The organism is Streptomyces caniferus (assembly GCF_009811555.1).
In the GTDB taxonomy this organism is placed as follows: domain Bacteria; phylum Actinomycetota; class Actinomycetes; order Streptomycetales; family Streptomycetaceae; genus Streptomyces; species Streptomyces caniferus.
This window is the reverse complement of sequence record NZ_BLIN01000005.1, coordinates 2,698,582-2,722,721: the sequence shown is the minus strand read 5'-3', so window position 1 is coordinate 2,722,721 and position 24,140 is coordinate 2,698,582. Positions and strand designations below refer to the sequence as shown.

20 protein-coding genes, 1 pseudogene and 1 riboswitch are annotated in these 24,140 nt (G+C 67.5%); of the genes and pseudogenes, 9 read left to right on the top strand and 12 right to left on the bottom strand.

The window, feature by feature from the left end:
- Positions 1 to 239: 239 nt before the first annotated feature.
- Positions 240 to 1,544 (top strand): PP2C family protein-serine/threonine phosphatase, encoded by a 1,305-nt coding sequence (locus Scani_RS28495; RefSeq protein ID WP_159480666.1) that lies wholly within the window; start codon positions 240 to 242, stop codon positions 1,542 to 1,544.
- Positions 1,545 to 1,585: 41 nt separating this feature from the next.
- On the opposite strand, the gene Scani_RS28490 is transcribed toward Scani_RS28495, so the two are convergent.
- The 3 genes from Scani_RS28490 to Scani_RS28480 form a co-directional block, all read right to left on the bottom strand.
- Positions 1,586 to 2,314: a GntR family transcriptional regulator gene (locus Scani_RS28490; RefSeq protein ID WP_159480665.1), complete on the bottom strand. Its 729-nt coding sequence runs from the start codon at positions 2,312 to 2,314 to the stop codon at positions 1,586 to 1,588.
- A gap of 107 nt (positions 2,315 to 2,421) precedes the next feature.
- The gene (locus Scani_RS28485) at positions 2,422 to 2,865 is read right to left on the bottom strand and encodes an ATP-binding protein (RefSeq protein ID WP_159480664.1); all 444 of its coding nucleotides are present in this window, start codon (positions 2,863 to 2,865) and stop codon (positions 2,422 to 2,424) included.
- 281 nt (positions 2,866 to 3,146) lie between these two features.
- A complete protein-coding gene (locus tag Scani_RS28480; RefSeq protein ID WP_159480663.1) occupies positions 3,147 to 3,887 on the bottom strand; it encodes a GntR family transcriptional regulator in 741 nt (246 codons plus the stop codon).
- 136 nt (positions 3,888 to 4,023) lie between these two features.
- On the opposite strand from Scani_RS28480, the gene Scani_RS28475 reads away from it, so the two are divergent.
- Positions 4,024 to 5,064 carry a DUF1152 domain-containing protein gene (locus tag Scani_RS28475; RefSeq protein ID WP_246296447.1) on the top strand — a complete coding sequence of 347 codons (1,041 nt, stop codon included), beginning with the start codon at positions 4,024 to 4,026 and terminating at the stop codon, positions 5,062 to 5,064.
- A gap of 1,047 nt (positions 5,065 to 6,111) precedes the next feature.
- Here Scani_RS28475 and Scani_RS28470 read toward each other — a convergent pair.
- The gene (locus tag Scani_RS28470) at positions 6,112 to 6,750 is read right to left on the bottom strand and encodes a hypothetical protein (RefSeq protein ID WP_159480662.1); all 639 of its coding nucleotides are present in this window, start codon (positions 6,748 to 6,750) and stop codon (positions 6,112 to 6,114) included.
- A 747-nt stretch (positions 6,751 to 7,497) separates the two neighbouring features.
- Positions 7,498 to 10,185, bottom strand: a complete 2,688-nt coding sequence (locus Scani_RS28465; protein WP_159480661.1) for an HD domain-containing protein — start codon at positions 10,183 to 10,185, stop codon at positions 7,498 to 7,500.
- Positions 10,186 to 10,320: 135 nt separating this feature from the next.
- Here Scani_RS28465 and Scani_RS28460 point away from each other — a divergent pair.
- A pseudogene (locus tag Scani_RS28460) lies at positions 10,321 to 11,091 on the top strand (transposase).
- 159 nt (positions 11,092 to 11,250) lie between these two features.
- On the opposite strand, the gene Scani_RS28455 reads toward Scani_RS28460, so the two are convergent.
- Complete coding sequence (locus Scani_RS28455) at positions 11,251 to 11,763, bottom strand: hypothetical protein (RefSeq protein WP_246296196.1); 513 nt, start codon at positions 11,761 to 11,763, stop codon at positions 11,251 to 11,253.
- A gap of 875 nt (positions 11,764 to 12,638) precedes the next feature.
- Between Scani_RS28455 and Scani_RS28450 the strand changes: the two genes are divergently transcribed.
- Positions 12,639 to 14,027, top strand: a complete 1,389-nt coding sequence (locus tag Scani_RS28450; protein ID WP_159480660.1) for a hypothetical protein — start codon at positions 12,639 to 12,641, stop codon at positions 14,025 to 14,027.
- Positions 14,028 to 14,384: 357 nt separating this feature from the next.
- Here the strand turns inward: Scani_RS28450 and Scani_RS28445 are convergent, their stop codons facing one another.
- On the bottom strand, positions 14,385 to 14,702 hold the full coding sequence (locus Scani_RS28445; protein ID WP_159480659.1) for a hypothetical protein: 318 nt from the start codon (positions 14,700 to 14,702) through the stop codon (positions 14,385 to 14,387).
- A 263-nt stretch (positions 14,703 to 14,965) separates the two neighbouring features.
- On the opposite strand from Scani_RS28445, the gene Scani_RS28440 reads away from it, so the two are divergent.
- Both Scani_RS28440 and Scani_RS28435 read left to right on the top strand, forming a co-directional pair.
- A complete protein-coding gene (locus Scani_RS28440) occupies positions 14,966 to 15,517 on the top strand; it encodes a DoxX family protein (protein WP_159480658.1) in 552 nt (183 codons plus the stop codon).
- Between the two features lie 160 nt (positions 15,518 to 15,677).
- Positions 15,678 to 16,178 (top strand): VOC family protein, encoded by a 501-nt coding sequence (locus tag Scani_RS28435; protein WP_159480657.1) that lies wholly within the window; start codon positions 15,678 to 15,680, stop codon positions 16,176 to 16,178.
- Positions 16,179 to 16,380: 202 nt separating this feature from the next.
- Here the strand turns inward: Scani_RS28435 and nicT are convergent, their stop codons facing one another.
- From nicT to Scani_RS28420, 3 genes are all read right to left on the bottom strand, one after another.
- Positions 16,381 to 17,568, bottom strand: a complete 1,188-nt coding sequence (nicT, locus tag Scani_RS28430) for a Nickel transporter NicT (RefSeq protein WP_371872441.1) — start codon at positions 17,566 to 17,568, stop codon at positions 16,381 to 16,383.
- A riboswitch (cobalamin riboswitch) is annotated at positions 17,567 to 17,781 on the bottom strand. Its footprint overlaps the gene before it by 2 nt.
- Positions 17,782 to 18,075: 294 nt before the next feature.
- Complete coding sequence (locus tag Scani_RS28425; RefSeq protein ID WP_159480656.1) at positions 18,076 to 18,924, bottom strand: alpha/beta fold hydrolase; 849 nt, start codon at positions 18,922 to 18,924, stop codon at positions 18,076 to 18,078.
- Entirely contained in the window at positions 18,921 to 19,550 is a 630-nt protein-coding gene (locus Scani_RS28420; RefSeq protein ID WP_159480655.1) for a MarR family winged helix-turn-helix transcriptional regulator, read from the bottom strand. The genes Scani_RS28425 and Scani_RS28420 overlap by 4 nt, the downstream gene beginning before the upstream one ends.
- 119 nt (positions 19,551 to 19,669) lie before the next feature.
- On the opposite strand from Scani_RS28420, the gene Scani_RS28415 reads away from it, so the two are divergent.
- Positions 19,670 to 20,095, top strand: coding sequence for a hypothetical protein (locus tag Scani_RS28415; protein WP_159482425.1), 426 nt, complete (start codon positions 19,670 to 19,672; stop codon positions 20,093 to 20,095).
- Here the strand turns inward: Scani_RS28415 and Scani_RS28410 are convergent.
- Positions 20,052 to 20,708 carry a nucleoside/nucleotide kinase family protein gene (locus tag Scani_RS28410; RefSeq protein WP_159480654.1) on the bottom strand — a complete coding sequence of 219 codons (657 nt, stop codon included), beginning with the start codon at positions 20,706 to 20,708 and terminating at the stop codon, positions 20,052 to 20,054. The two genes, Scani_RS28415 and Scani_RS28410, sit on opposite strands and share 44 nt — an antisense overlap.
- 237 nt (positions 20,709 to 20,945) lie before the next feature.
- Here Scani_RS28410 and Scani_RS28405 point away from each other — a divergent pair, with 237 nt between their 5' ends.
- The gene (locus tag Scani_RS28405) at positions 20,946 to 21,458 is read left to right on the top strand and encodes a hypothetical protein (RefSeq protein ID WP_159480653.1); all 513 of its coding nucleotides are present in this window, start codon (positions 20,946 to 20,948) and stop codon (positions 21,456 to 21,458) included.
- Positions 21,459 to 21,622: 164 nt separating this feature from the next.
- On the top strand, positions 21,623 to 22,387 hold the full coding sequence (locus tag Scani_RS28400) for a MerR family transcriptional regulator (RefSeq protein ID WP_159482424.1): 765 nt from the start codon (positions 21,623 to 21,625) through the stop codon (positions 22,385 to 22,387).
- 264 nt (positions 22,388 to 22,651) lie between these two features.
- Here Scani_RS28400 and Scani_RS28395 read toward each other — a convergent pair whose 3' ends face one another.
- Positions 22,652 to 23,872 (bottom strand): methyltransferase, encoded by a 1,221-nt coding sequence (locus Scani_RS28395; protein ID WP_159480652.1) that lies wholly within the window; start codon positions 23,870 to 23,872, stop codon positions 22,652 to 22,654.
- Positions 23,873 to 24,140 lie beyond the last annotated feature (268 nt).

The following is a 24,140-nucleotide window of genomic DNA, read 5'->3' as shown; positions in this document are numbered from 1 at the left end:
AGGGAAGCCAGGTTGACTTGTCAAGTGATTCCGGCTGGTGCTGTTCGGTGGTCGTGGCCGGACTGCTGATCGGCTTCAGGCGGCCCGCTTGCAGCGGCGATGCGTCTTCGCCAACGCGAGGCGGATATTCTTCCTGTATAGGAATAAATGGATGCAATCAGTATTGGACGAGGTTCCGAGCGGGCCTGGCCAGGTGACCAGTCGACTGGTCGGTCGATGTCGCGGAGGAGGTGCGCCGCGTGGCTGATGAACGGGCATGGCTGGGCGAGTTGTTGGCGTCAGTGGAGTCGGCACCCCCGGAGGTGGCCGTCGCCGTCCTGGCCCAACTGCTGGCGAGGAAGCTTGCCGCGACCGAGGTGTCCTTTCTGATCACAGACCTCGGCGGCAAGGCGGTCGTACGGCTGACCGGGACCGCGACGGAGGGTGGTCCGGAGCAGCCGCAGCGGATCGACTTGCGCGGCTCGGTCTACGAGCGGGTGGTCCGCTCCCAGCAAGTGCAAGTGCACGTGGCGAGTGGCGAGCGGGCGGGAGAGGGGGGACCGGGCCCCTCCCAGATCATTGCGCCGGTGTCCGACCGCGGGGATGCGATCGGTCTGCTGGAGCTGACCTTGCCCGTCCTCCCTGATCGCCAGACGATGCAACTCATCGTCGAGGCCGCCCATGCGCTGGCCTACGTGGTGATCGTCAACCGGCGCTTCACCGATCTGTACGAATGGGGCCGGCGCACCACACGGCTGTCGCTGGCCGCCGAGATCCAGCACCGCCTACTCCCTGACTCCTTCACCTGTGACACCGGCCGGTTCATCGTCGCGGGAGCACTGGAGCCGGCTGCCGACATCGGTGGGGACACCTTCGACTACACGCTCGACCGTCACGCCCTGCACCTGTCCCTCACCGACGCCATGGGGCACGACGTACAGGCAGCGCTGCTGGCGACCATGGTCGTAGGAGCCCTGCGCAACGCTCGCCGGGTGGGCGGCACCCTCCTCGATCAGGCCCAGGGCGCCCACCAGGCCGTCGCGGACTACGCAGACCGAGCACATCGGGCGTTCGCCGACCAATCGGACCAGGTGCGTGAGGCCGTCATTCGGCACGGCGGCCAAGTCATGGCCACCGGCCAACTGCTGCGTGTCAGTCTCGACACCGGCCAGACCACCTTCGTCAACGCCGGCCACATCTGGCCGTTGCGCCTGCGCGAAGGGCAGGTCGAGGAGGTCGCTCCCCTGGTCGATCTGCCCTTCGGCGTTACCCCGAACCCGGGTTACCGCGTCCAGAGCCTCGACCTGCGTGAGGGTGACCGGCTGGTTCTGCTCACCGATGGAATGCTGGAGTCCCACGTGACCGAAACGGGCCTGCACGACCTGATCCGGGAGACCGGCGAGTGGCACCCACGCGACGCTGTACGTGCCTTGACTGAAGCCGTTCTGGAGTTCTCGAACCACGACCCACGCGACGATGCCACCGTTCTGTGCCTGGACTGGCCCATGCCGAACGCCGCCTACATCGGCCCCAGGGCCGGAAGCGAGCGGACCATGCCATCCTGAATGCTGCCCCGGCGGCGGCGACGGTCGGCCGGCAGTCGAAGTCAGCCCAGGCGGTACGTGTCTTCGAGCTCTTGGCGGTCGCCAGGCAGCAGCACATCCGTGACCTGTAGGGCCTGCCCCGAGACATCGCAGGCGACGACCAGCACGCTGAGTACTGGCTCACCCTTGGGAAGAGCCAGCAGTTCGGCCTCTTCCTTGTTCGGCAGGCGAGCGGAGACACGCTCGGTGACATGGTCGAAGCGCACGCGCTTACGAGACTCGACGTGCGCACGCAGGCCCTCGGCCAGTGGGGCCGAGTCAGCAAGGTCTGTGCCGTCGACCAGGTCGGCAGGGAAGTACGAGGAAGCCAGCTCCACCGGCTCACCTTCGTCCTCGACCAGCAGCCGCCGGACGAGCACCTCGGCCCGCTTGGGCACGCCGAGAATCGAGGCGACCCGCGGGGGGATGGGCACCTGGCCGACCTGGACGAGGCGACCTAGCGCGGCCGACTCCTCCCGCTCCAGCGCGTCGCGCCCCCGCTGGTCCTTCTGCTCGATCACTTCAGGGCGACCACGGACGATCGTGCCGTACCCCTGCCGAGACTCCAGCCAGCCGTCCCGCTTGAGGAGTTCGAGAGCCCGGACGACGGTCGGGCGGGACATGCCGAAGGCTTGGACCAGCTGATTCTCGCTCGGTACGAGAGTGCCGGCCGGGTAGGTACCGTCTTCGATCCGACCCTGGAGCGTTTGCGCAAGCCGCACATACTTTGGTGCAGCCACTTCGTACGCCATAGCCCGCCGCCTACTCACATCAGCCAAGTCAACCTGTCAACCAGACTACTCACGTGAGTAGGCAGTGCATACCCACGCCCCCGTGAGCAACGCAGAGCCCAGGTCCATCAAGGCTTCCAAGCCTCATCGACTGTGAACGAGACGACTGTTCCGCCGAAGCGGCTCGGGCGGGCGCTCCATGAGTCCGCCAGTGCATCGACAAGGCGCAGGCCCCGTCCGTGCGATTCGTCGTCGGCAGCCTCGCGCATGCGGACTTTCGCGGGGAATCCGGCGTTGTGCACGTCCACCCGCAGCGCTTCACCGACACGCCACCACTCCACGCGCACCCGCCAGGATTCCTCCGCCTCGCCGTAGAGAACAGCGTTGGTGACCAGCTCGGAGATCATCACCACACAGTCCTCCACCGAGCAGGCCAGCCCATGCGGATCTGTGAACTTTCTGAACCAGCGCCGAGCCCGTGCCACGGACTCGGGCACCGGGTACAAGGTCATGGCGCCGATGTACACGGGCTCAACCCCCTGCCCCTCAGGGCCTCCAGTGACGTCGCTCATCCCGTCCTACTCCCTACCGGTGCCGCCGCAGTCCAGACAGTGCCGCTTGGACGTAGCACGGGCGCGAGCGTCAGCCGCGGAGGCCGCCAAGGCCGAGCGGGAGCCGACCCGCTTCCAGCCCCGGCCTCGGCATCCACGACACGCGGCCGCGGCGACGTGTCGTAACTCCGCAGATTTCTGACTCACGCCCGTGCCCCCTTCCGAGAAAGTGGCCTTAGCCACTTACTGGATAGCGGCATTAGCCACTTGGACAAGCGTTTCGGTCGGAGGATCAAGGCTTTCTACCCGATCGGGTAACCCTGCTCGAAGGCCCAACGGCTGGGTGGGTACGTCGCTTCGGCGAACTCCAGGGGGTGATCCTGCAGGTCATAGACGACGTGATGGACGATCAGCACCGCTGATCCGGGCTCCAGTTCCAAATCGGAGGCCTCATCCTCGGTCGCGAGGCGAGCGCACATCCGGTCCTCGGCGTAGCTGCCTTGACGCCCGGTCATGTTCTCGACGTACATCAGCGTGCCCTCCCGGATTCGGTCGGGGTCCCGGAGCTTCGGCGCGCGCTCGCCCACATCGGGGCCGAACCAGGAGGTGGAGAGCGTGATGGGGCCGGAGTCGTTCTTCGTGACCCGCCGACGGTGCACCGCACGGGCGCCGGCAGCCAAGTTCAGCGACTCCGTCACATACTCCGGGGCCTCCAGCCAGCCCGCCGACGTGATCACCGCGTACTCGCCGGGCGTGTAGATCTTGCCCGTCTGCCTGGCCCGCCCGTACAGCTCACGAGCACGGCGGTTGACCGCCAGGCCCCGCACGTACGTGCCCGAGCCCTGCCGCTTCTCGACCAGCCCCTGGTGCCGCAGAGCTTCCAGCGAACGCGCAGCCGTCGGGCGCGACACGTTCCAGTCCGCCGCCAGTTGACGTTCCGACGGCACTTCGTCACCAGGCCGCAAGTCGCCCCGCAGGATCTGATCGCGAATGTGGTGCGCGATCTGAAGGTACTTGGGCTGGGTCTCCTCGATCTTCGGCATCCGTTCCCCCTTCCCTAAGTGGCTATTACCTCTAGCCACTATAGAGTGAGTGGCTAGTACAGCAGCCCGTACGCTGGCGCACGTGACGCGCTTGATCGTGGCAGCAGGAGGAGGCGGCGACGCTGTCGCCGCGGCGATGCTGGATGCAGCCCTCTACGGCGGCGAGACTCCGGCGGTGGTCCTCACCTACGCGTGGGACCGTCTTTTGGTCGACCCCATCCCGGGCCCAAGAGGGCCTGCCAACTTCACCGGCCTCCGCCCCCTCACCCGAAGCGTCCAGGCCGTTCCCGCCGACGCAACACCGATTGCTCCCGCGGGCTCCACGCTTCCCAGGCTTGCCGCAGAGCTCCCGCAGACCTTCGCGCTCATCGATCCGCATCACGGCGCCGAGGGCATGGTCCGCCAACTCGAAGAGCTGGTACAGCACTTGGAACCGGACTCCATCGACCTCCTGGATGTGGGCGGCGACATCCTCGCCCAGGGCGACGAGCCCACACTCCGCAGCCCCCTCGCAGACGCACTCACCCTCGCGGCGTGTTGCGAGCTCAACTACCCCGTACGGCTCCTGGTCGCCGGCCCCGGTCTGGACGGCGAGCTCCCCGCTGACGCCCTAAGCAGTCGCATGGGCCCAGTTGCCCTGACACTCACCGCCGAGCACGTCCAACCAGTCAGCTCGGTGCTGGAGTGGCACCCCTCCGAGGCAACGGCGATGCTGGCAGCGGCAGCACGAGGAGCCCGCGGCTTGTGCGAAGTGAGAGACGCCGGCCTACCTGTCCCGCTCACCGACGAGGGACCGGTAGTGCACGAGGTCGACCTGGACGAAACCCTCAACCACAACCAGCTCGCCCGAGCCATCCTCGCGACGGAGAACCTGCACGAGGTCGAGCAGCACAGCCGCGAGATCTGCGGATTCTCTGAGATCGACTACGAGCGCAACAAGGCCAGTTGGCTGGGCAGCCAGCCCGCTCAGAAGCTCGACCCCAAGGCCGTACTCCGCCAGCTCGACGAGTTCCAGACCGGTGCACAGGGCAGAGGAATCACGCACACAACGTTCCGCCGGCTCACCGAAGCCTTCGGACTCAGCGGCAGCCAGCGCCAAGAACTCAGAGAACTACTGCTCAACGGCCGCCCGGAGCAGTACCAGGCCCCACTCTGGCACATCCCATCCGAGGCTTGAGTAACAACTTTCTCTACGAGTTCAAGCCCCGTCCTTCGGCCGGGGACGGGGGCGGGGAGGTGGGGGAGGAAGAGCACTCCGGGGGCTCTCGCGGGTGGTGCCGTTCCCTTGCCGGGTCTCCGGGTGCCGATCGCGCGGTAGCAGCCCGTTGAGTGCGTGCCATGCCGATCGAGGCCAGCAGCCGCCGTGTACCTCGTTGGTCAGCGTCTCGCGGCTCGGTCACGGGGGAGTGGCTTGCGGCTCTGGCCTTGTGGGTGCTCTTGCCTTCGGCATCCGGCGCGCAGGCCAACGGCTTTGGCAGCCGCCGCTACGAATCACACCCCACCGGCCCGTCACACGGGCCGGCGCGGGCTCAGGGGCTCGGGCGGCGCCATGCCTACGGCCCGCGCCGCCCGGCCCCAGGCCCCGCGCCACCGAAGCTGTCACAGGATGATCCGTTAGACGCTTTGTCCCGCCCAAAAGCAGCGCCGGACCGAGCAGACACCCCACCGGCCAACGCCACCACCGAGCCATCCACCGGCCCAGCCCCGGTCACCCACCATCAGGACGAGCTGAGCAGCCGCGCAGGCGCCGTGCCTCAGGAGCAGGTCCAGGCGGGGAGCCCCGAGGGCGGCGAGGAAGTGCGAAGAAGTAGGTGGTGAGGTGGGGCGGAAGCGGTGAGCGGTTTACATGGCGGGCGCGCTGCCGACCGTGCCATAAGTGGTTTCGGCGACAAGAGCTGGCTACGGGAGGGGTGGGGGCAGCAGGGCCGAGCGCTCCGGGCATGCAGGCTGGCATGGGCGAGCCGCCGTACCGCCACCGTCACGGATGCGGACGCGTAAGCGGACCGGCCGGCCCCTGATCCGTGGCTCAGGGGGAGCTATCCGCTGCCGCGATGTGGCTCAGCCCGTCATGGGCGCTCCGCTAGGTGCACCACCGTCGTGACCAGTCGTCCCCAACCCGTTCCGCCGACCTCACGTCGAAGCGCCCTCCCGGGGCCGTCTGGGGGCCGTGGAAGGACGCTCAACGATGACCAACACTGACAACCGCCGACAGCTCAGCGGCAGGTCAGAGGGTTGATCGATTACGGGGGGCGCAGGTAGCAGCCGCGCGAGGGTCAGCGAGTGGAAGCAGTGGTTCGTGTTTGTGCCAGATGAGGTAGCGGTCCTCGCGTCGTAGCTCTGCAGCGCCCCATTCAACGCGCATGACGCCTCGCTCCATGGAGCAGGCGTACGCAACGGTGATCAAACGGAACTCCGGTGGGAGGAGCGCGATGTCGGGGTGCACTTCCGGTTCATCGAGTTCATCGAGGCCCAGGTCAAGCGCCTGCTGCCTGGGTTCGGGCCCGTGGCGCCTGATCAGGTCAGCGCGGAAGCCGACGGCTCGACGCAATCGCGCCGAGGTCACAGGTACATCTTTCTTCGCGTACCGGATTGGGTAGATGACGTTGTCGTCGATGACCATTACCGTGCGGCCTTGTAGCCGTATAGCCGTTGCGCCTTCGAAGGATGCCAAGCCAGCTGCCAGTGCCTCGTACTGCACCGCATGTAGCCCGTGACCGTACGCTTCCAGCGTCTGAGTGTTGACGCCTTCATGGCCATGGCGGGCCCTGTCGTGGGCCTGTACGAGGCAGGCCGGGATGGCTTCGGCCAGTTGGCCGGCCAGACTGCCGAATGTCTCACTCGCCCACGGAGTTACCGAGCCCACACCGCACCGCCCTCCCCTTGAGGCGTCAAAACGCCGAGCAGTTTCCACTCACGATGCGTTGAGCCTGCGAGTTGCACAAGAGGGCATGGGCGCACAGACGGCGCACGTTCTCCATTCCCCGAGCGCCAGGTTGCCCACTTCTAGGGCGATGGTCAGCCTGCCGTGCTTGTGCAGCAGCGAATCACAGCAACCGCGGTGACCTCAGCCGATGGCTACCGGCCGCAGGGCCACTGATGACCAGCCAAACAGACCCCAGCGACCAGGCCGCCGGTGGTTCGCAACGAGGGGCACCGTGCACCAGGTTCCGACGCATCGGACTGCTGTCGAACCCTGTCTTCACTTACTCAAGGCGGCTAGCTCCGCTCCCCGCGCGCGGCACGGCCCCGGCCGGGCCTGCGCTTCTGTCTCCGCCCCGCTCCAGACCGGCCGGCGCCCGTGCCGCGCGCTGAGCAATCGGCCGCCTGGCCAGAGAAGGGGTACGTCGTGGCCGGGGCGGTCGGCTCCACACCTTTAGGCAGCCACTTTGGCGTGAGCCTCGAAGAGCATGGCCCCAACGTCGTGCTTTTCCAGGCAGGTCCACAGACTGCCCAACGCGCTGCAATCTTACGGTGCCATGATCACTCGCCGCCAAAGCAGCTCCATCCCAAAGCCGTTCTGCCGACCTCCGTTGTTCCCTATCCCAAGCTTTGGGAAGTCACGCAGCCTATTCCTCGGAAGTGCCTCACTCTTCGTGCTGTGCTGTTCGGTTCATGTACGTTCAAGGTCACTGCGAGAGAAGACGGTGCACTCTCCTCGCATCTCATTTCCTTCGTGGCGCCCAATCACGAATTCCTGCTCCCGCTTCGCACTCGCCTCCACCACCCTCGAGATCACCACGTCCCACGCTTCAGCAATCGCTCTCAGCAAGGCACCCGTGCAGCCACGGTACTCATTATTCACCGCAGGCCAGTCCTTGACACCCCATAGCGCGTCCCGATGGGACCACTCGTAGACGACAATGCCCTCTTCGAGGGAAGCCGGGATATCGGTGCGACCAACCCGAACATCTGCAAAGACGGGATGCGTCACAAACAACACCGTTCGCCCCTTCATCCAGCTGACTAGTTGATCCTGCGTCAGCCATCCTTGGCTAGTACGCCAGAACGGGAAGCCCACGTCTCCGCCAAATTGCAGAATTTGTTCGGCTGCATCGATGCACCAATCCCCTGCCTCAAGGGTTCCAGCTGCAATCCGTTCAGCGAGGCGGACTGCTTCACGCGTTGCCCATTTCGCCATTTCGGCAGGCTCAAGGATAGGAATTGCACTATCCCGCGCAGCTCTACTTGGGCGGCCAATGGCAATTCCGGCCGCAGCGTAAACCCGAGTACTCGTCCTGGCCGGCCCAGCGGTCACAAATGACGAGTCGCGAGCAGAATAAAACCCGCTCCTCGTCGACTCAGGGACCATGCATAGTCTTCCCGCTGGCAGCCCTGAAGAATCTCGTATGACAGACAGATCGTCTTTATGCTGCTCAGCAAAGTCGCGAAGGGTAGAATATGGGTCAGCGTCCTTATCGGTGAGTGCTTTTTCCGGTATGCCCAACACCCTGCATAGGAAGCGGTACCCATCTACAGTGACCCAGTCGTTCTTTGCGATTACTGGACTGGCCTCTGCAGGTACGCCCGCCTCTTCAACCCACAAATCACACTCTGCGGCTGGCATGGCATACGCAATGATATCCGAGATAGACGCAAATCCCTCGGTTGTGAATGCAGATCCATGCGTCTTGAAGCGGAATACCACCGAGTTCTCGGACTGTGCGTATATGGATGCGTCTAGAGCCACTCTAACGCTGGTTCCCGGTTCGTCAAGTTGCTCACTCTGAGCGGCTTTTCTCAGCGTGGGGCGCTTATTCACTCCAGAGCTAAATTCTAGAATCCACGTCTCCGATGGGCCCTCGGAAAGAGAGCGAGAAATGACCTGAACACGCTCACCCAGCATGAAGACTGAGAAAAACCCAATGCCGAACTTTCCGGTGGGCTCGAACTTGCTCGCGATAAGCCCCGGGGTGGATTTTGCCGTATCCGGAGAGAGCCATGAGGAACAACCAAAGTCGAGCAGCTGGTGCCCCATCACACCAGAGGTCATGCCAATTCCATTGTCATGACAGGATAGCCAGACCTGATCTTCCGTGACCTCTACAGAAATGGTGACTCTTCCCACCACACGCCGTCCGCCCCTGTATTCTGCAAGGGCCTCTCTTGCCTTCACTGCGTCACAGGCGTTTGTGAGGATCTCCCTCAGTCCGATGGTCCAGTCCTGTCCGTACAGTTCTTTTCCACCCAGTCGGCGTACCAGGTTCGCAACGTCGCCAACCTTAACCCGTGCCTCAATCGGCTCCCAATCATGGCAACCTGCTATCGAGCTGAAGGCAGAAGGTGACTGAACGTTTGCCACGCCGCGCACCTGGAATGGTGTACGTCCTGAGGCCAGCAGTAAGGTATCGGCGCTCTTAAGCTCTCCATCTACCATCTTGAGCGTGTCATAAGCTAGCCACCATGCACTCATCTCTTCACGGCTGAAACCGGCTGGAGCCGTAAAGCACAATTTCTCATTCTGCAAGTAAGGGCGCTGTAGTCTGCTTTGAAAGATCCAATGATCTCTCGAATCTGAAGAAATCTCGCGTACTGCGGCAAGAATGTCTGGGGAGCGTGTGGCGTCTAGATGTGAAGCGTCTGCTGTTCTCAGGAGGCAAGCAAGATACAGGCTGTCGACCTTCCAGCTGACTGGGGCAAACCCTGGCGCGCCTACCGGTGCGGAGAGCCGCTCGGTTACCTTTTCATAGTTCCAGTGATGACTGGCAGCGATTTCGCCAATCAGTCGTCCGTAAGCGATTCTGATTTCTGGATCAGAAATCAGATACATGGTGTCACCGCTCAGAGATTTCCATGAAGTCAGCGGCAGTGACTCGGCCAACTCGGCGTGGGCTCGACGAAAGAGAATCTTCTCCGCCCTGGCGGCAATTTCCTCCGGAGGCATTGCCAGTTCGGACGGATGCGGGGATCGGCGTAGCTGAAATCGCAGTTCCGAGGCAAGCGCATCGGGCCAGTCGGCGCGACTTCTAACGCCACCGAGCAAACTATGAGCAGCGCGGCTCATTGCCAAGTCATGCACAATAACAGCACCGCCGAAGACAAAAGCCTCGGCGGGATTTAGGGTTGTGTGGGGGCCAGCAACCAAGTCAGCCAATTCCCACAGGGAATCCATGTGCGTGACATCATGCTGCGTAAAATCGGGCATGTCGGCGGATATCTCAACTGCCAAATGTGCCCCACGGGTACGCATATCGTGAAGCGCCGAGCTGAATCTATCCCGTTCAGTCGCTGATTCTGTGAAGCTGTCAGGAGAGAACGCTCGCTTCCAGAGCCCTGCCGCAGTTCGGCCGTCGATGTGCATGTATATCAGTGTGCAGCGTTACGCTAGCGCCGTGCTACCAGAACGAGAAAGTTTCCTTGATGCCAGCCAATGTCTTTACCAACGCCGACTAAGGGCTGTCCCGCAACTGCTGGTCGTAGGTGAGATGATCTCGCCGTGGCTGGTGTGATCACGTCCTCGGAGCCGTCCTGGATAGCCCCGTTCACCGGGCTGAGCCCGCGGCAGTTCGGCAAGCTGATCACGGCGCTGCGGCGAGAGGGCGTGGACCCGGTCCGCAAGGGCCGGCCCTGGAGTCTGTCGCTGGAGGACCGGGTGCTGTTGGTCGCCGCGTACTGGCGGACGAACCTGACGCTGCGCCAACTCGCCCCGCTGTGTGGAGTGGCGAAGTCGGCCGCTGACCGCATCATCGACCACCTCGCGCCCTCGCTTGCGCTCCAGACGCGCAAGCGGTTCCGCAAGGACACCGTGCTGATCGTGGACGGCACTCTGGTTCCCACCCGTGACCACACGGTCGCCGAGCAGTCGAAGAACTAGCGGTACTCCACCAACCACCAGGTCGTCATCGATGCCGACACCCGGCTGGTCGTTACTGTCGGCCGGCCGCTGCCCGGCAACCGCAACGACTGCAAAGCGTGGGAGCTGTCCGGCGCCAGGGACGCCGTCGGCAAGACCACGGTGATCGCAGACGGCGGCTACCGGGGCACCGGCCTGGTCATCCCGCACCGCCGCGAACGCGTCCAGACCGAACTCCCGGCCTGGAAAGAAGAGCACAACACCTCCCACCGCAAGGTCCGCGCCCGCGTCGAGCACACCTTCGCCCGCATGAAGAGCTGGAAGATCCTCCGCGACTGCCGCCTCAAAGGCAACGGCGTCCACCACGCAATGCTCGGCATCGCCCGCCTGCACAACCTCACCCTCGCCGGCTGACGAACAAACGAGCAAGCCACCCAGCACGTCATAGATCAATTATGGGACAGCCCTTAGCGTAAGTAGTCTAGAAGGTTGGCGATGTATCGTTCGACAGGCTGCGCCTAACCGCTCTGTGCGAAGATGTCCTGACGAAGTCAGGAAGGCCGCTGGGAGCAGTCACCTCATTGCCGGCAGAATGAACGACTCGGCGAGTATCCACATGGTGATCATCGAGACGATAATGAACAGCAGCACGTAAGTTTCGTACCAGCGCAAGAGGTTGCCCGGCCGTGGACGCTTTCGGAAGCCTGGTCCGACCATCTCATCGGTGACGTCGCACTCTTCGTTGCGGTAGTCGAGCCAGGCGACGGCACCCACCACAATCAGCATGACAGTGAATGCGGCGGCCATTGTGACAAGGATCAAGATCCCGATAACCCCGCCCCTTGCGGTTGCTGGCGTCACCTCCCATTTGCGGTACCCAACAAAGAGGGTCAAGGCCGCGCCAACTAGCGTGGTGGCGAGCGTCTGGTAAATAGCGAGGAAGCGGTAAGCATTCTCGTTGACTGCGTGGATCTGCTGCAGAATGTATCGGTAGCGCTCCAGTGCGAACTCGTTCCGTTCGACACTGACTCTTTGCCCGCTTTCCCCCGGCATCGCCGTCCCTCCTGCCTGACCGATCGTCAGCATAGGCGATGTCAGCGCGCTAATCACCCTACTTGTAGAGCTCAGGTGCCGCGAGGGAGAACTCGCAGCAGAAGCCCCAAGCTGAGGGCTCAGGCACCGTCCGCATGCGCCGGCCGTCGTGGCCTGCTCTGGTGGGCGGCGCTGGCAGCGTGGCGGATGCCGGGGGGCAGCGAGGTATACGCGCGCCTGGTCGGTTGACGTACCCGCCATCGTGGCTGACTGTCGTCGGCTGAGGTCCGGGCGGGCCGCAAATCACGGCGTGCCAGATGCGTGCCACAACGGAGGGGCAGCCACGGTCAACGAGGGTGCTTACCGGTCCCCGCAGCTATGGAGAAGCCGGGCCCGGCCGCCCGCCCACCGACCAGCAGATCTACTGCGGAGGCCACCACCACGCTTACAAAGCAGATGTCGCAGGTTCAAATCCTGCTGTGCCCACCAGTCGAAAGACCCCCTGTTGATCATGGCAGGGGGTGTTTTGCATCCGGAATTGATATCAATGGCGCAGGTCGGCTTGCGGAAGGGCGTTGCTGCGGAAGCCGGTCCATGTGGCTTACTGCTTGCCGCGTGGCTCAGCGCCTTCCGCCGTGTGTCCTGCACGATGTGCGTCCAGGTGTTCATGGTGACGGCGATCTGGCTGTGCCCCGAGAGCTTCGGTCGTCTCGCCGCAGCGCGACGTGTGGGTGGCGCGATCAGCAAGAAGCCGTACCGACGGCACGGCCCCCTGTCCGGCCGACCAGGGGCCGTGCCGTCGCCCGCTCGGCAGTTCTTAATCCTCATGCGTCGGTCTGCGGCACCCCAGTACGATCCCTTCGCTGCTCGTACGTCAGTGCGCATCAGTGCGCTGAGTGCGGGCGCCAAACGGGAGGGATCAGTTGACCATGTCCTTCGGCGCGAGACCCCGTGCAGTCCTCGCTTCTCTGGGAGCCCTCGGCCTGGCACTGGCCGCCGCGACGTCGCCCGCGAGCGCGGCTGACGGGAGGCCTACCGCTCCGACTCAGCTGTTCAACGGATACCGGCACTGCTCGACCGATGCGGACCGGCCCTCGTACCAGTCGACCCACGACGGCCTCGTCGTCGAGGGCATCCCCGGGATCACCGACACCACCGGCAACCCCCGGGTCGGCGTCCGGTACCAGGCCTGGCCGGTCACCGATCCGACGCGGATCACGACGGTCACCCGTGACCGTCTCCAGCCTGGCTTCGAGGCCCCCGCCACCCTGCCCGCCGGTGCGCTCGCCGATGGGCAGACCTACGCGTGGCAGGCGCAGACGGTGGTCGGGGGCGCGGCCTCGGACTGGTCGGCCCCCTGCTATGTCGCGACCGACAAGACGGCCCCGGCCGAAGCGCCCACCGTCACCTCGCCGAACTACCTTCCGGACGTGTGGAACAAGGGGGGCGAGCCGGTCGAGTTCACACTGGGCGCGGGCGGTGTCGAGGATGTCGAGGGGTTCGAGTTCTCCTGGCAGCAGGAAATGCCGGTCATCGGCACGAGCATCGGTGACCACGGCATTCCGCAGCCCGTCGACCGGTACTCCGACACGAAGTACTTCAAGCGCGCCGACGCGCTCGGCGGTTCGGCCACGCTCAGGCTCGTCCCGCCGGACGGCTCCGGTCCGAAGACGCTGTGGGTGCGCAGCCTGGACCGGGCCCACAACTGGTCGCCGATCGCCAGCTACACCTTCCGCGTCAGCTCCACGACGCCCACCGTCACCCCGGCCGTCCCGAAACCCGAGTTCGGCGAGCCGACCACGTTCACGTTCCGTCCCGACCCCGAACTCCAGGCGAAGAGCCCGGTCGTCAGCTACTCCGTGCGGACCAGCGGAGTTCAGGACGAGAGGACCTTCGAGGTCGCGGCCGGGACGGACGGCACGGCGACCGTGGATCTCGCGCTGGACGGTATCTACGGCGGGGACCTTCAGGTGACCAGCAAGAGCGCGAACGGCTGGGGCAGCGACGCGGCTCGATGGAGCATCAGCTACGACACCACGTCCACCGTCGCTTCGGAGGCCTACCCGGAGAACGGTTCGGGCGGTGGCGCCGGCGTCCCGGGCACGTTCACGTTCACGCCGAAGGTGAAGGATGTCGTGAGCTACACGTACACCTTCAACAACGGTGACCCGGAGGTCACGGTTCCCGCGGACGCCCACCACGCCGCGAGCATCGACTGGACCCCGGCCTCGGACGGCTGGTGTGACCTCACGGTCTACGCGACAACCCGCTCCGGCATCCAACTGGCGCCCAATGACTACTACTTCACCGTGAACTGAAACCCCGAACCGACCGCGAATCGGCATGTTCAGGGCTCATCGAAGCCGCCGGTGAGCTCGGATGGCCAACCGTCAGTGCCCGGCACTGGCCTCAACGGCCCCGTCGGCAGCCCGTATGACCTCCGAGGGTGGATCTCTCCAGAGCTACGGACCAAGAAGGTTTCTGACATCCACAGCTGACATCGGCGATGCCGGACGGGGGCGTACGCCAGCACCCCTGTCCGGCCGTCGCACTCATCGAGCACAGCCCTCCGGAGGGGGCTCGCTCGTACGAGCCGTCGCGCGGTGGATCGGGATGCTGATTCGGCGCACCGTCGTGTGCGGAGTCCGGCTGGTGTGAGGCGGTCGTCCGCTCGATCAGGCGGTGGGCGGCAGGTCGAGGAGGAACGGGCGACCCGGCTCGTTCGGCTGCCACCCCCGGTGGAGTGCGGAGCGGATGGCGTGGGCCACTGCGGCGGGGCGGACGGTGGGGGCAGGGGCGCCCAGCCAGTTGGCCGGGTGGGGATGGGGCGTGCGCAGTACGGCGACCGAGCCCGGGGCGTGGGCGAGTTGGGCCGCGATGCTCAAGGTGCCTCGGCAGGTGCCCTGGGCGTAGGTGGGCTTGCGGCGGATGGACCATCGGTAGGCGACGCCGTCGACCGTGAGGGGGCGTGAGTCCTTCTTCGGGATGGCCATGTGTTGCCTCCTGCTGTGCCGCTTGGGTTCATCGGAGCGTGTGGCGTTGTGGTCATGCCGTCGAGTGGTTTCAGCCGGGACGAGTTGTTCCTTCCGGTGATGGTCCTGGCTCGTGGGCGGTGGGGTTTCGGGTGTCGGTTCGTGCGGGGCCTTGTTGTCCGTCGTGGGGGTGCTGTGTATCGTCGGGAAGGTGACTTGAAGTTTCAAGTAATTCTCCGCGATGCTGCCGCGGAGGCGTCCCCGACCTGTGAAAGAGCGCTCTTATGACGTCCCCCCTCAGCACTGTCGAGACCGTGCGCATCGGTGCCTCGACGCGCTCCGTTCCTTCTCCGCACGGTTACGACACCGGGTTGCTCCTGCTGCGGCTGGCGCTCGGACTGACCATGGCGGCCCACGGCGCCCAGAAGTTGTTCGGCTGGTTCGGCGGTCCGGGGCTGGACGGGACCGGGCAGTTCTTCACGATGAGCGGCTATCCGTCGGGCCGGGTGATGGCCGTTGTCGCGGGGCTGAGCGAGACGCTCGGTGGGCTGGGGCTGGTGGTCGGGCTGCTCACGCCGCTCGCCGCCGCGGCGGTCGTCGGCACGATGGTCAATGCGCTTGCCGTGAAGTGGGGCGGCGGCTTCTTCGCGCCCAAGGGCGTGGAGTACGAGCTGCTGCTGACCGCGGGTGCGGCGACGCTGGCGCTGACCGGGCCCGGACGCTACGCCATTGACCGCCTTCTGCCGGGCCTGCGTACGCATCGGCTGCGCTACGGCGTGGTCGCGCTGGTGCTGGGTGTGGTGCTGGCGGGCGCGGTCCTGCTGGTGCGGAAGTGAGCCACGCGCCGGGCGCCGGATGCCGGGCGCCGGGGCCGGGAAACGGCCGGATACGGCCGGAGGTTTCCGGGCGGCGGCGGGGCGGGCGGGGTAGTGCAGGAGTGGGGGAGGCGTGGCAGCCCCCGGTGGTGTCGCGGCAGGAGAGTGGAGAGCAGGCTGCATGTCCGTACGACGTCTGAACCACGCGGTGCTCTACGTCCGTGAGGTGGCCCGTTCGGTGGCCTTCTACACCGAGGCCCTCGGGCTCGTGGTGGCCACCGAGATTCCGGGGCGGGCCGCGTTTCTCCGCGCTCCCGGCTCACTCAACGATCATGATCTGGCGCTGTTCCCGGTGAGGCCGGATGCGCCCGGGCCCGAGGCCGGGCGGGTCGGGCTGTACCACCTGGCCTGGGAGATCGGCACGCTCGGTGAACTCGTCGCGGCCCATGCGCAACTCGTCGAGCGGGGCGCGCTGGTGGGGTCGAGTGATCACCTCGTCGCTCTGTCGCTGTACGCCAAGGACCCGGACGGCATCGAGTTCGAGGTGATGTGGCGGGTCCCGCGGGAGGACTGGCCGGGTCCGGACCAGCCGGAGCGGCTGCGGCCGCTCGATCTGGCGGCGGCGCTGGAGCGCTGGGGGCCGGATCTGGTGACGGGCGCGGCGGCCGGTTCTGCCACCTGAAGGGCGGCCGGGCCCCGTCACGTCCGGCGGGGCGGCCGGGCTTCGTTGTGTCCGGCCGGGCCGTCGTGCTTCGCCGCTCTGACGGGGCTCGGCTGCGGCCCCGTCCCCGTCTGGTGGGGCGGATGCGTCCCTGTGCCGCTCCGGGCGCCCGGGACGCTTCGGCTCGGCGTACGGAGCTCGGGGCTCGTGCGGCCGATGGGGGTCAGGCGTCCGGGGTGGCCGGCTCCGCCGGTTCCGGCTGTGCGGCCGGGCCGGTTCGCTCCGCCCGCTCCGCCCAGCGCTTCTCGACGCCGGCCAGGCGCCAGTACGTCAGCGCCGCGGCCCACACCACCACGAACAGGCCGACGATGAGGAACCCGACGTTGTCGAGGTCGAGGCCGGAAATCCAGCCGGTCAGCGGGTCGTTGAGGCCGAGTTTCTCGTGCAGCACGGTCACCAGCTCGATCGTGCCGATGAAGAAGGCGACGGCGATCGACAGGCCGGTGATGGTGAGGTTGTAGTAGACCTTGCGCACCGGGTTGGAGAACGCCCACTGGTAGGCGAAGTTCATGAAGGTGCCGTCGAGGGTGTCGAACAGGCTCATGCCGGCCGCGAAGAGCAGCGGCAGGCACAGCACGGCGTACCAGGGCAGACCGGCCGCGGCGCCGCTGCCCGCCATCACCATCAGGGTCACTTCGGTCGCGGTGTCGAAGCCGAGCCCGAAGAGGAAGCCCAGCGGGAACATCTGGCCGGGGCGGGAGATCGAGCGGGTGAACCGGCCCAGGAAGCGGTTCATGAAGCCGCGCGAGTCGAGGCGCTGCTCCAGCTCGGCCTCGTCGTAGTGGCCGTTGCGCATCCCGCGGAAGACCCGCCAGATCCCGGCCAGCGCGATCAGGTTGAGGGCGGCGATGAGGTAGAGGAAGGTGCCCGAGATCGTGGTGCCGATCGTGCCCAGGATCTGGTGCGTACGGGATTCGTCGTTGAGCAGGGTGCCCGCGAGCTGGGCGCCGCCCGCCACCAGGGCCGCCATTGCGACGACCACGCTGGAGTGGCCGAGGGCGAACCAGAAGCCGACCGAGACGGGCCGCTTGCCGTCGGCCATCAGCTTGCGGGTGGTGTTGTCGATCGCGGCGATGTGGTCGGCGTCGAAGGCGTGCCGCATACCGAGGGTGTACGCGGTGACACCGAGGCCCACGCCGAAGACCTGGCTGCCCACGGCGTAGTGATGCGGCACGACGAGCAGGAAGAGCACGCCGAAGGCGACGACGTGCAGACCGGCTATGACGGCCATCAGGCCCGCGGTGCGGACGGTGTCCTGCCGGCGCCAGCGGAACGTGGCGGAAGCAGGGGTATGGCGGGTATCGGTGGACAGGGCCATCCGGCGGTCACGCTCCAGCACCTCGTGGATCAGTTCGTGAGATGCCGTGGCCGGTCTCCTGGCTTACGGGTGCACGCGCCCGTCCCCGCCTTCCCGGCCGCGGGCTGCGGTCAGTGGCGCCGCGGGCGCGTCGTGCGCCTGCGGAAGGGACGGTAACTCCCCGATCACAGTGGCGAGGGCCGCTCCGGTCTGGGACCCCAAGGTCCGTCACCGGTCTTCCCGAACACCACGGCCCGGTCACTCTAACCGCCGCCGGGTAGGGGTGGGGTTCGCGGGGTTCGTCCCCGGCGGGGGAGGGGTGGTTGTCGGTCGGTTGGTGGTCGGTTGTTCCGCGGGGGTGGTCGTTGGCGTTCCGGCTGCTCCGGCTGCTCCGGCTGCTCCGGCTGCTCCGGCTGCTCCGGCTGCTCCGGCTGACCGGCTGCCCCGGCCGTCCATGGAGCCGGTGGCCCTGGTGGCTGACGTGGCCCCGGCGGTCCGGGGGCCTGGTGGTCCCGGCGGCCCCGGGAGCCGAGGGCCCAGGCCGGTGGTCCGTGCGGTGGCTCAGTAGTCCAGGGACGAGAGGAAAGAATGGAGTTCGCGGTCGAAGAGGGCGGTGTTCTCCAGATTGACCATATGGGCCGCGCCCGGTATCCGGACTCTTCGGGCGCCGGGAACGGTCAGCGCTATCGCATGGGCGTTGGTGGAGATGTCGCTGCTGTCGAGGTCGCCGTCGAACACGACCGTCGGCACCCGGATCTCGCCCAGGCGGTCGGCGGCACCGACTTCAAGGGGCATGCCGGCACCCGCGCCGTCGGCATGGACTTCCACATTGGCCTCGGCCGAGGCGCGCATCCGCTCGCGGAATCCCGGGTGCACCGCGGCGGGCTCACGATGCGGTCCGTCCACCCACATGCGCAGGAAGTGCTCGACGTACCGTTCCGCGCCGTCCGTTTCGCCGATGGCGGCCACCTGCGCCTTGATGTGCTCCAGGACGAAGGGGTCGGTGAAGGTGCGGCCGCTGATGCCGGGGGAGGCGAGGGCGAGGGCCGTCACCCGCTCCGGGCGGGCTATGGCGGTGTCGAGTGCGACGCGCGCGCCATGGGAGAGGCCGACGAGGACGGCGCCGGGGACCTCGAGCGCGTCGAGCAGGGTGCACAGGTCGTCGTGGTTGGCGTAGTCCCCGGCCACGGTGGAGGACAGGCCGTGGCCGCGGAAGTCGTAGCGGATCGCGCGCAGGCCGGAGTTCACCAGCCAGGCGAACTGTTCGTCCCACATGTGCTGGTCGAGCATCCCGCCGTGGAGCAGTACCACCGCGGGGCCCGAGCCGGCCGTCTCGTAGAACAGCTCACCGTCGTCGATCGGCACGATGCCGTTGTCGATCTCGGACCAGGCGGTGATTCCCCGGGTCATCTTCTGGACCGTCCTTTGTGTACTGGATGCAAGGAAGCAGGCGTGATGCCATCATCGTCGCTATTGTCGCTGCTGCCGTAACTGCGTCGACTGCCGGGACTGTCGGTTTCCTCCGGCGCGGTGCGAGAGTCGTTCGCCAGGTGGCGGAACTCCTCGCCGAGCCGGTCCAGTACGTGCAATGCGGTACGGACGTCCTCGGCGGACAGGTCGGCCAGACGCTGTCTCAGCTCCGTGGTCTCGAATTCCTGGACGCCGCGTATCGCCTCCGTGCCTTCGGTGGTGAGCCGGATCAGGGACGAGCGGCGGTGTGCGGGGTTCGGGGCCGTCACGACCAGGCCCAGCTCCAGGGCGTGATTCACCCAGCGCTGCACCGGCTGCCGGTCGAGCCCCATTCCCCGCGCCAACTGCGGCACGGTGCGCGGTCCTTCGGTGCGCAGTGCGTCCAGCAGTGCGTGTTCGCCGGCGGTCATGCCCGAGTCCGCCAATTCGCGCTCCACCGCGCGGACGACCGTGCGGTGCAGGGGCCACAGGCGTCGGATGACGCCGTACAGCAGGTCTTCGGTGGGCGCCGGCCCTCCGCCGTCAGTGTCTTTCGCATCGTCCGCACACCCCTCATCGACACTCATGATGTCATGATGACATCGGTGATGTCGTTTGGGAAGGGGCCTGCCGAGGAAAGGAGTTGATGAGGCGGACGGGCCTGACGGGGCTCGTGCGGCCGGTCGACGAGAAGGGTGGACGGCGGATGAAGGTCGGTCTGTTGCGTGCGGTCGGGGTGGCCACGGCCGTGTACGGAGTGGCGGTGGCGGCGCTGCCCGATCTGCTGGCGCGGCCCTCGGGGCTGGTCGACGGCGAAGGGCGGACCGCGCCGGCGACCCGCACCTCGCTGCGTCCGCTGGCCTGGCGGGATGCGGCGAGCGGGCTGGCGATGACGCTGGCCCCGGAAGGCCCGGCCCTGCGCACCGCCGCGTACGTACGGATCGCCGCGGACTTCGGCGATGCCGTACTGCTCGGTGCGACGCTGCCGGGCCGCGACCGGAAGCTGAAGGCCGTGGCGGTGTCCGTCGGGTGGGGAGCGCTGTCGGTGGCCGGGCTGCTCGGTCAGGGCAGGCGGCGGGGGAGCGGGGTCATGTGCACGATGGAGGCGGGGCCTCTTCGGGTGCGAAGGTGATGACGAGATCGGCGCGGTCGCGAGTGGCCGCCACGACGCGGGCGTTGGCCTCGTCCGAGGCGTGCACGAACCGCTCGGCGTCGGCGCGCGGACGCCCGAACCGCTCGTGCCGGTCGACCAGTCGCCGGACCCGCTCGGAGGCGTCCAGCTCCACGTACCAGACCTCGTCGAGCAGCGCCCGGACCCGCGGCCATGGGGCGGCGTCGAGGAGGAGGTAGTTGCCCTCGGTGACGATGAGGGGAATGCGGGGTGCCACGGGGATGCTGCCGGCCACCGGTTCCTCGATACGGCGGTCGAACGCCGGGGCGTAGACGGCGGTGTCCGGCTCCGGGGAGCGCAGGCGCGCCAGCAGTGCGGCGTATCCGGCCGGGTCGAAGGTGTCGGGCGCGCCCTTGCGGTCCGTACGGCCCAGACGGCGCAACTCCGCCTCGGCGAGGTGGAAGCCGTCCATCGGGACGAGCGCCGCCTGCCCCGCCAGCTCCGCCACGAGGTGGGCGGCGAGCGTGGACTTGCCGGCGCCGGGCGGGCCGGTGATGCCGAGCAGCCGCCGTCGGCCGGGACTCGTGGAGGCCGCGAGCCGTCGGGCGCGGGAGAGGAGGTGCCGGAGATCCATGGTGCCTCCATCGTGCCTGACGGGCCGGGGCGGAGGTGGGACGCCCCTTCGGCCCCTGTGTGGGGGCGGAAGGGGCGCAGCCAGTGGTGGCCGAGCCAGTGGTGGCCGGGCCAGGCGTGGTGGGGACGGAAGGGACGCAGCCAGTGGTGGCCGGGCCAGTGGTGGCCGGGCCAGGCGTGGTGGAGCCCCCTGGGCAATCCCGTCCCATGGGGTTCGCGACTTCAGTAGCCTCGCGCCATGGTCTCCGACACCGTCATCGTGGGCGTCCTCACCTTCATCGGAACCGGGTTGGTCACGGCGGCCGGACTGTGGCAATGGCAGCGGACCCAGGCGCGCGAGGCGCGGGCGGCCTTCCGGGCGCGGCGGGTGGAGGCGCTGGGGGAGGTCTGGGAGGCGTTGTCCGACCTTGAGGAACGCCAACGCACGGCCATGTCCGGCCAGGCCGGCTCCGCTGTTCCGGGACGAAGCGGAATGAGAGAGGTCAACCTTCTCCTCCTCCGGAGTTCGCCGTTCCTCCGGCCGGACGAGCAGGACTGGGCACAGGCCTTCGCGCAGCGCGTGGTGGAGATCGACGCCTTGGTCCGGGCCGGGGTGCTGAACGACCGGCCGGACGACGACCTCTGGTGGGAAACCACCGAACGTGTGCCCCCGGCCGCACACGTCGCGGGCAGGGCCGCGTGCGAGCTGATGGAGCTGCGCGCGAAGTTGGGTGATCGCTACGCCGCGGTCATGCGAGGGGATCACGAATGACGGCCGGGGCGGAGTCCCTTCGAGCGGGCCGTCAGCGAGCGAGCGGTCCGCGAGTCTGACGGGCAGGACACCGGCACCGGTTTCCGCTTGCGGTTTCCGTTGCGTCAACTTCTACCGTCATACGTGGAGCCGGAGAAACCGGCCCGGCGATGGGAGGCACGACGATGGGCTGGTCGATCGCGGAGGTGGCCCGGATGTCCGGGGTGACGTCCCGGACGCTGCGGCATTACGACGCGATCGGTCTGCTGCCGCCTGCCTCGACCGGCAGTAACGGGCACCGCTACTACGAGGAGGCCGATCTGCTGCGGCTGCAGCAGATCCTGCTGATGCGGGAGCTGGGCCTGGGACTGCGTGAGATTCAGGCCGTTCTGGACAGTCAGGTCGACCGGGTGGCCGTGTTGCGCGAGCACCACGGGCGGCTGCTGGCGGAACGGGACCGGCTGGAGACGCTGGTCAACACGGTCGCGCGGACCATCGCCGAACTCGAGGAAGGCAAGGAAAACGACGGCATGACAAAGATCAACAGGCCGGAGAACCTGTTCGAGGGGTTCGAGCCGCAGCCCGAGGTCGAGGCCGAGGTGCGCGAGCGGTGGCCGGAGCAGTGGAAGCAGTCCCGGGAGGCCCTCGCGGCGATGACCGCCGAGGACACCGAGCGGTGGCAGCGTGAGGTGACGGCACAGATGATCCGCCTGGCGGAGTTCATGGTGGCCGGCACACCGGTTGCCGATCCTGCGGTGCAGGCCGAGATGGACACCCACTACCAGGGGGTCTGCCGGTTCTGGACCCCGAACGCGGAAGCGTACAAGGGGCTGGCCCGTACCTACACCGACGACCCGCAGATCCGTGCGAACTACGACAAGATCGCCGTTGGGCTGGCCGTCTACCAGCGCGATGCGATGGTCGTGTACGCCGACGCCCGGCTGAGCTGACCGGCGGGGCGTACGTCCGGGGGGCTGCAGACCCCAGGCAGTGTCCGACTCCCCTTCGCACGCGGAACATTCGGCCGCACGCGGAACCTTCGGCCCGGCGGACAGGGGAGCTGAGAGGCGGCGGAGCGCCCATGGGGTGAGGGCGACGCCTACGGAATGGCGGATCCCCTACGGAGTCGCGGGACCCTTACGGAACGGTGGATCCCCTACGGGGGTGGCGGATCCGCTACGGGTTGGCGGATCCCCTACGGGGTGGCCGGTCCGCTAAGGGGTCTCGGCCTCGATCCTGTCGGCCCGGTCGGCGAGGCCCAGGCGCCACAAGGAGGTGACCTCGGCCGCGCGGGCCACGTGGAGGGGGTCGGAGGTGTCGCGGGCACGTGGGTGGCGCGGGGTGATGTCGAGGCGCCCCAGGATCGTGAGACCGGCCTCGGCGAAGGCGTCGAGGAGCTCGGTGCGCGGGCGCAGGCCGAGGTGTTCGGCCAGGTCGGACAGGATCAGCCAGCCCTCGCCGTCCGGTGTCAGATGGTCCGCGAGGCCGCTCAGGAAGCCGTACAGCATCCGGTTGCCCGGGTCGTACACCGCGTACTCGACGGGCGAGGTCGGCTTCGCGGGCACCCATGGGGGGTTGCAGACGATCAACGGGGCGCGGCCGGCCGGGAACAGATCCGCCTCGATCACGTCCACCTGTCCGGCGACGCCCAGCCGTTGGGTGTTCTCCCGGGCACAGGCCAGCGCGCGCGGGTCCTGGTCGGTGGCCACGACCCGGCGGACGCCGCGCCGGGCGAGCACCGAGGCCAGTACGCCGGTGCCGGTACCGATGTCGAACGCCAGCTCCTCGCCGGGCAGCGGAGCCTCGGCCACCAGGTCGACGTACTCGCCGCGGGCCGGGGAGAAGACGCCGTAGTGCGGATGGATGCGGTCGCCGCCGAGCGCCGGGATCTCGACGCCCTTCTTGCGCCACTCGTTGGCGCCGATGAGACCGAGCAGCTCACGCAGCGAGACGAGCGAGGCGGTCGGGTCCGTGGACGCGGTAGCGCCCGCGGCCTTCCCGGTGGCGGCTCCCCCGGCGGCGGGCTCGTCGGGGCCGTATGCCCTGGCGCAGGCCTCGCGGACATCGGGGGCGCGGTGCAGCGGGACGGCGAGGGTCGCATCGAGCGGGACCAGCAGCATGCCCAGGATGCGGGCGCGGTGGTTCTGCGCGGCGCGGTGCACATGGAAGGCCTGGGTGACATCGGCGGGCGGCGCCTTGCGCGGGCGGCGGTCGATGCGGCGGGCCAGCGCCGTCAGCAGCTGGCGGGCGTTGTGGAAGTCGCCGCGCCACAGCAGCGCGGTGCCCTCGCAGGCGGCGCGGTAGGCGTCGTCGGCCTTCGTCCGGTCGTCCGCGATGACGATGCGGCGGGGTGGCGGCGTCCCGTTCTCGGAGCGCCAACGGGCGGATCGGGGCTCGTCGGCCTCGGTCCATTCGACGACCGGCGGTTGGTTCACCGAAAAGTGCCTCGCGTGTGTGGTTCGGGCCCGTCCCAGGGGTGCCGCTGCGGTGCGGCGCCGGTCCGGCGCCGGGGGAGCGGTGAGGCGCTCGCGGGAGACGGTGGGCGGGGTGGTGACGGTCGACTTTACTCTGTGTCGGCCTCGCGCCCGGCCCCCGCCCTGGGCCGCGGACCGCCGGAGCGGGGCCGGAGCGGGGCAGGCCGGAGCCGGACGGAGCCTTGCGGGGCGACGGGCCGGCCCGCCCAGACCTGTGCGAGGCCGGCCC

Excerpts from the sequence above, each read along its gene's own strand:
- Scani_RS28450 (WP_159480660.1), top strand. The coding sequence starts at position 12,639 with ATGTCCTTCGGCGCGAGACCCCGTGCAGTCCTCGCTTCTCTGGGAGCC.
- Scani_RS28410 (WP_159480654.1), bottom strand. The coding sequence starts at position 20,708 with ATGGATCTCCGGCACCTCCTCTCCCGCGCCCGACGGCTCGCGGCCTCC.
- Scani_RS28425 (WP_159480656.1), bottom strand. The coding sequence starts at position 18,924 with ATGACCCGGGGAATCACCGCCTGGTCCGAGATCGACAACGGCATCGTG.
- Scani_RS28445 (WP_159480659.1), bottom strand. The coding sequence starts at position 14,702 with ATGGCCATCCCGAAGAAGGACTCACGCCCCCTCACGGTCGACGGCGTC.
- Scani_RS28475 (WP_246296447.1), top strand. The coding sequence starts at position 4,024 with ATGCTGGATGCAGCCCTCTACGGCGGCGAGACTCCGGCGGTGGTCCTC.
- Scani_RS28480 (WP_159480663.1), bottom strand. The coding sequence starts at position 3,887 with ATGCCGAAGATCGAGGAGACCCAGCCCAAGTACCTTCAGATCGCGCAC.
- Scani_RS28400 (WP_159482424.1), top strand. The coding sequence starts at position 21,623 with ATGGGCTGGTCGATCGCGGAGGTGGCCCGGATGTCCGGGGTGACGTCC.
- Scani_RS28405 (WP_159480653.1), top strand. The coding sequence starts at position 20,946 with ATGGTCTCCGACACCGTCATCGTGGGCGTCCTCACCTTCATCGGAACC.
- Scani_RS28455 (WP_246296196.1), bottom strand. The coding sequence starts at position 11,763 with ATGCTGACGATCGGTCAGGCAGGAGGGACGGCGATGCCGGGGGAAAGC.
- Scani_RS28485 (WP_159480664.1), bottom strand. The coding sequence starts at position 2,865 with ATGAGCGACGTCACTGGAGGCCCTGAGGGGCAGGGGGTTGAGCCCGTG.
- Scani_RS28440 (WP_159480658.1), top strand. The coding sequence starts at position 14,966 with ATGACGTCCCCCCTCAGCACTGTCGAGACCGTGCGCATCGGTGCCTCG.
- Scani_RS28435 (WP_159480657.1), top strand. The coding sequence starts at position 15,678 with ATGTCCGTACGACGTCTGAACCACGCGGTGCTCTACGTCCGTGAGGTG.
- Scani_RS28420 (WP_159480655.1), bottom strand. The coding sequence starts at position 19,550 with ATGAGTGTCGATGAGGGGTGTGCGGACGATGCGAAAGACACTGACGGC.
- Scani_RS28415 (WP_159482425.1), top strand. The coding sequence starts at position 19,670 with ATGAAGGTCGGTCTGTTGCGTGCGGTCGGGGTGGCCACGGCCGTGTAC.
- Scani_RS28490 (WP_159480665.1), bottom strand. The coding sequence starts at position 2,314 with ATGGCGTACGAAGTGGCTGCACCAAAGTATGTGCGGCTTGCGCAAACG.
- Scani_RS28465 (WP_159480661.1), bottom strand. The coding sequence starts at position 10,185 with ATGCACATCGACGGCCGAACTGCGGCAGGGCTCTGGAAGCGAGCGTTC.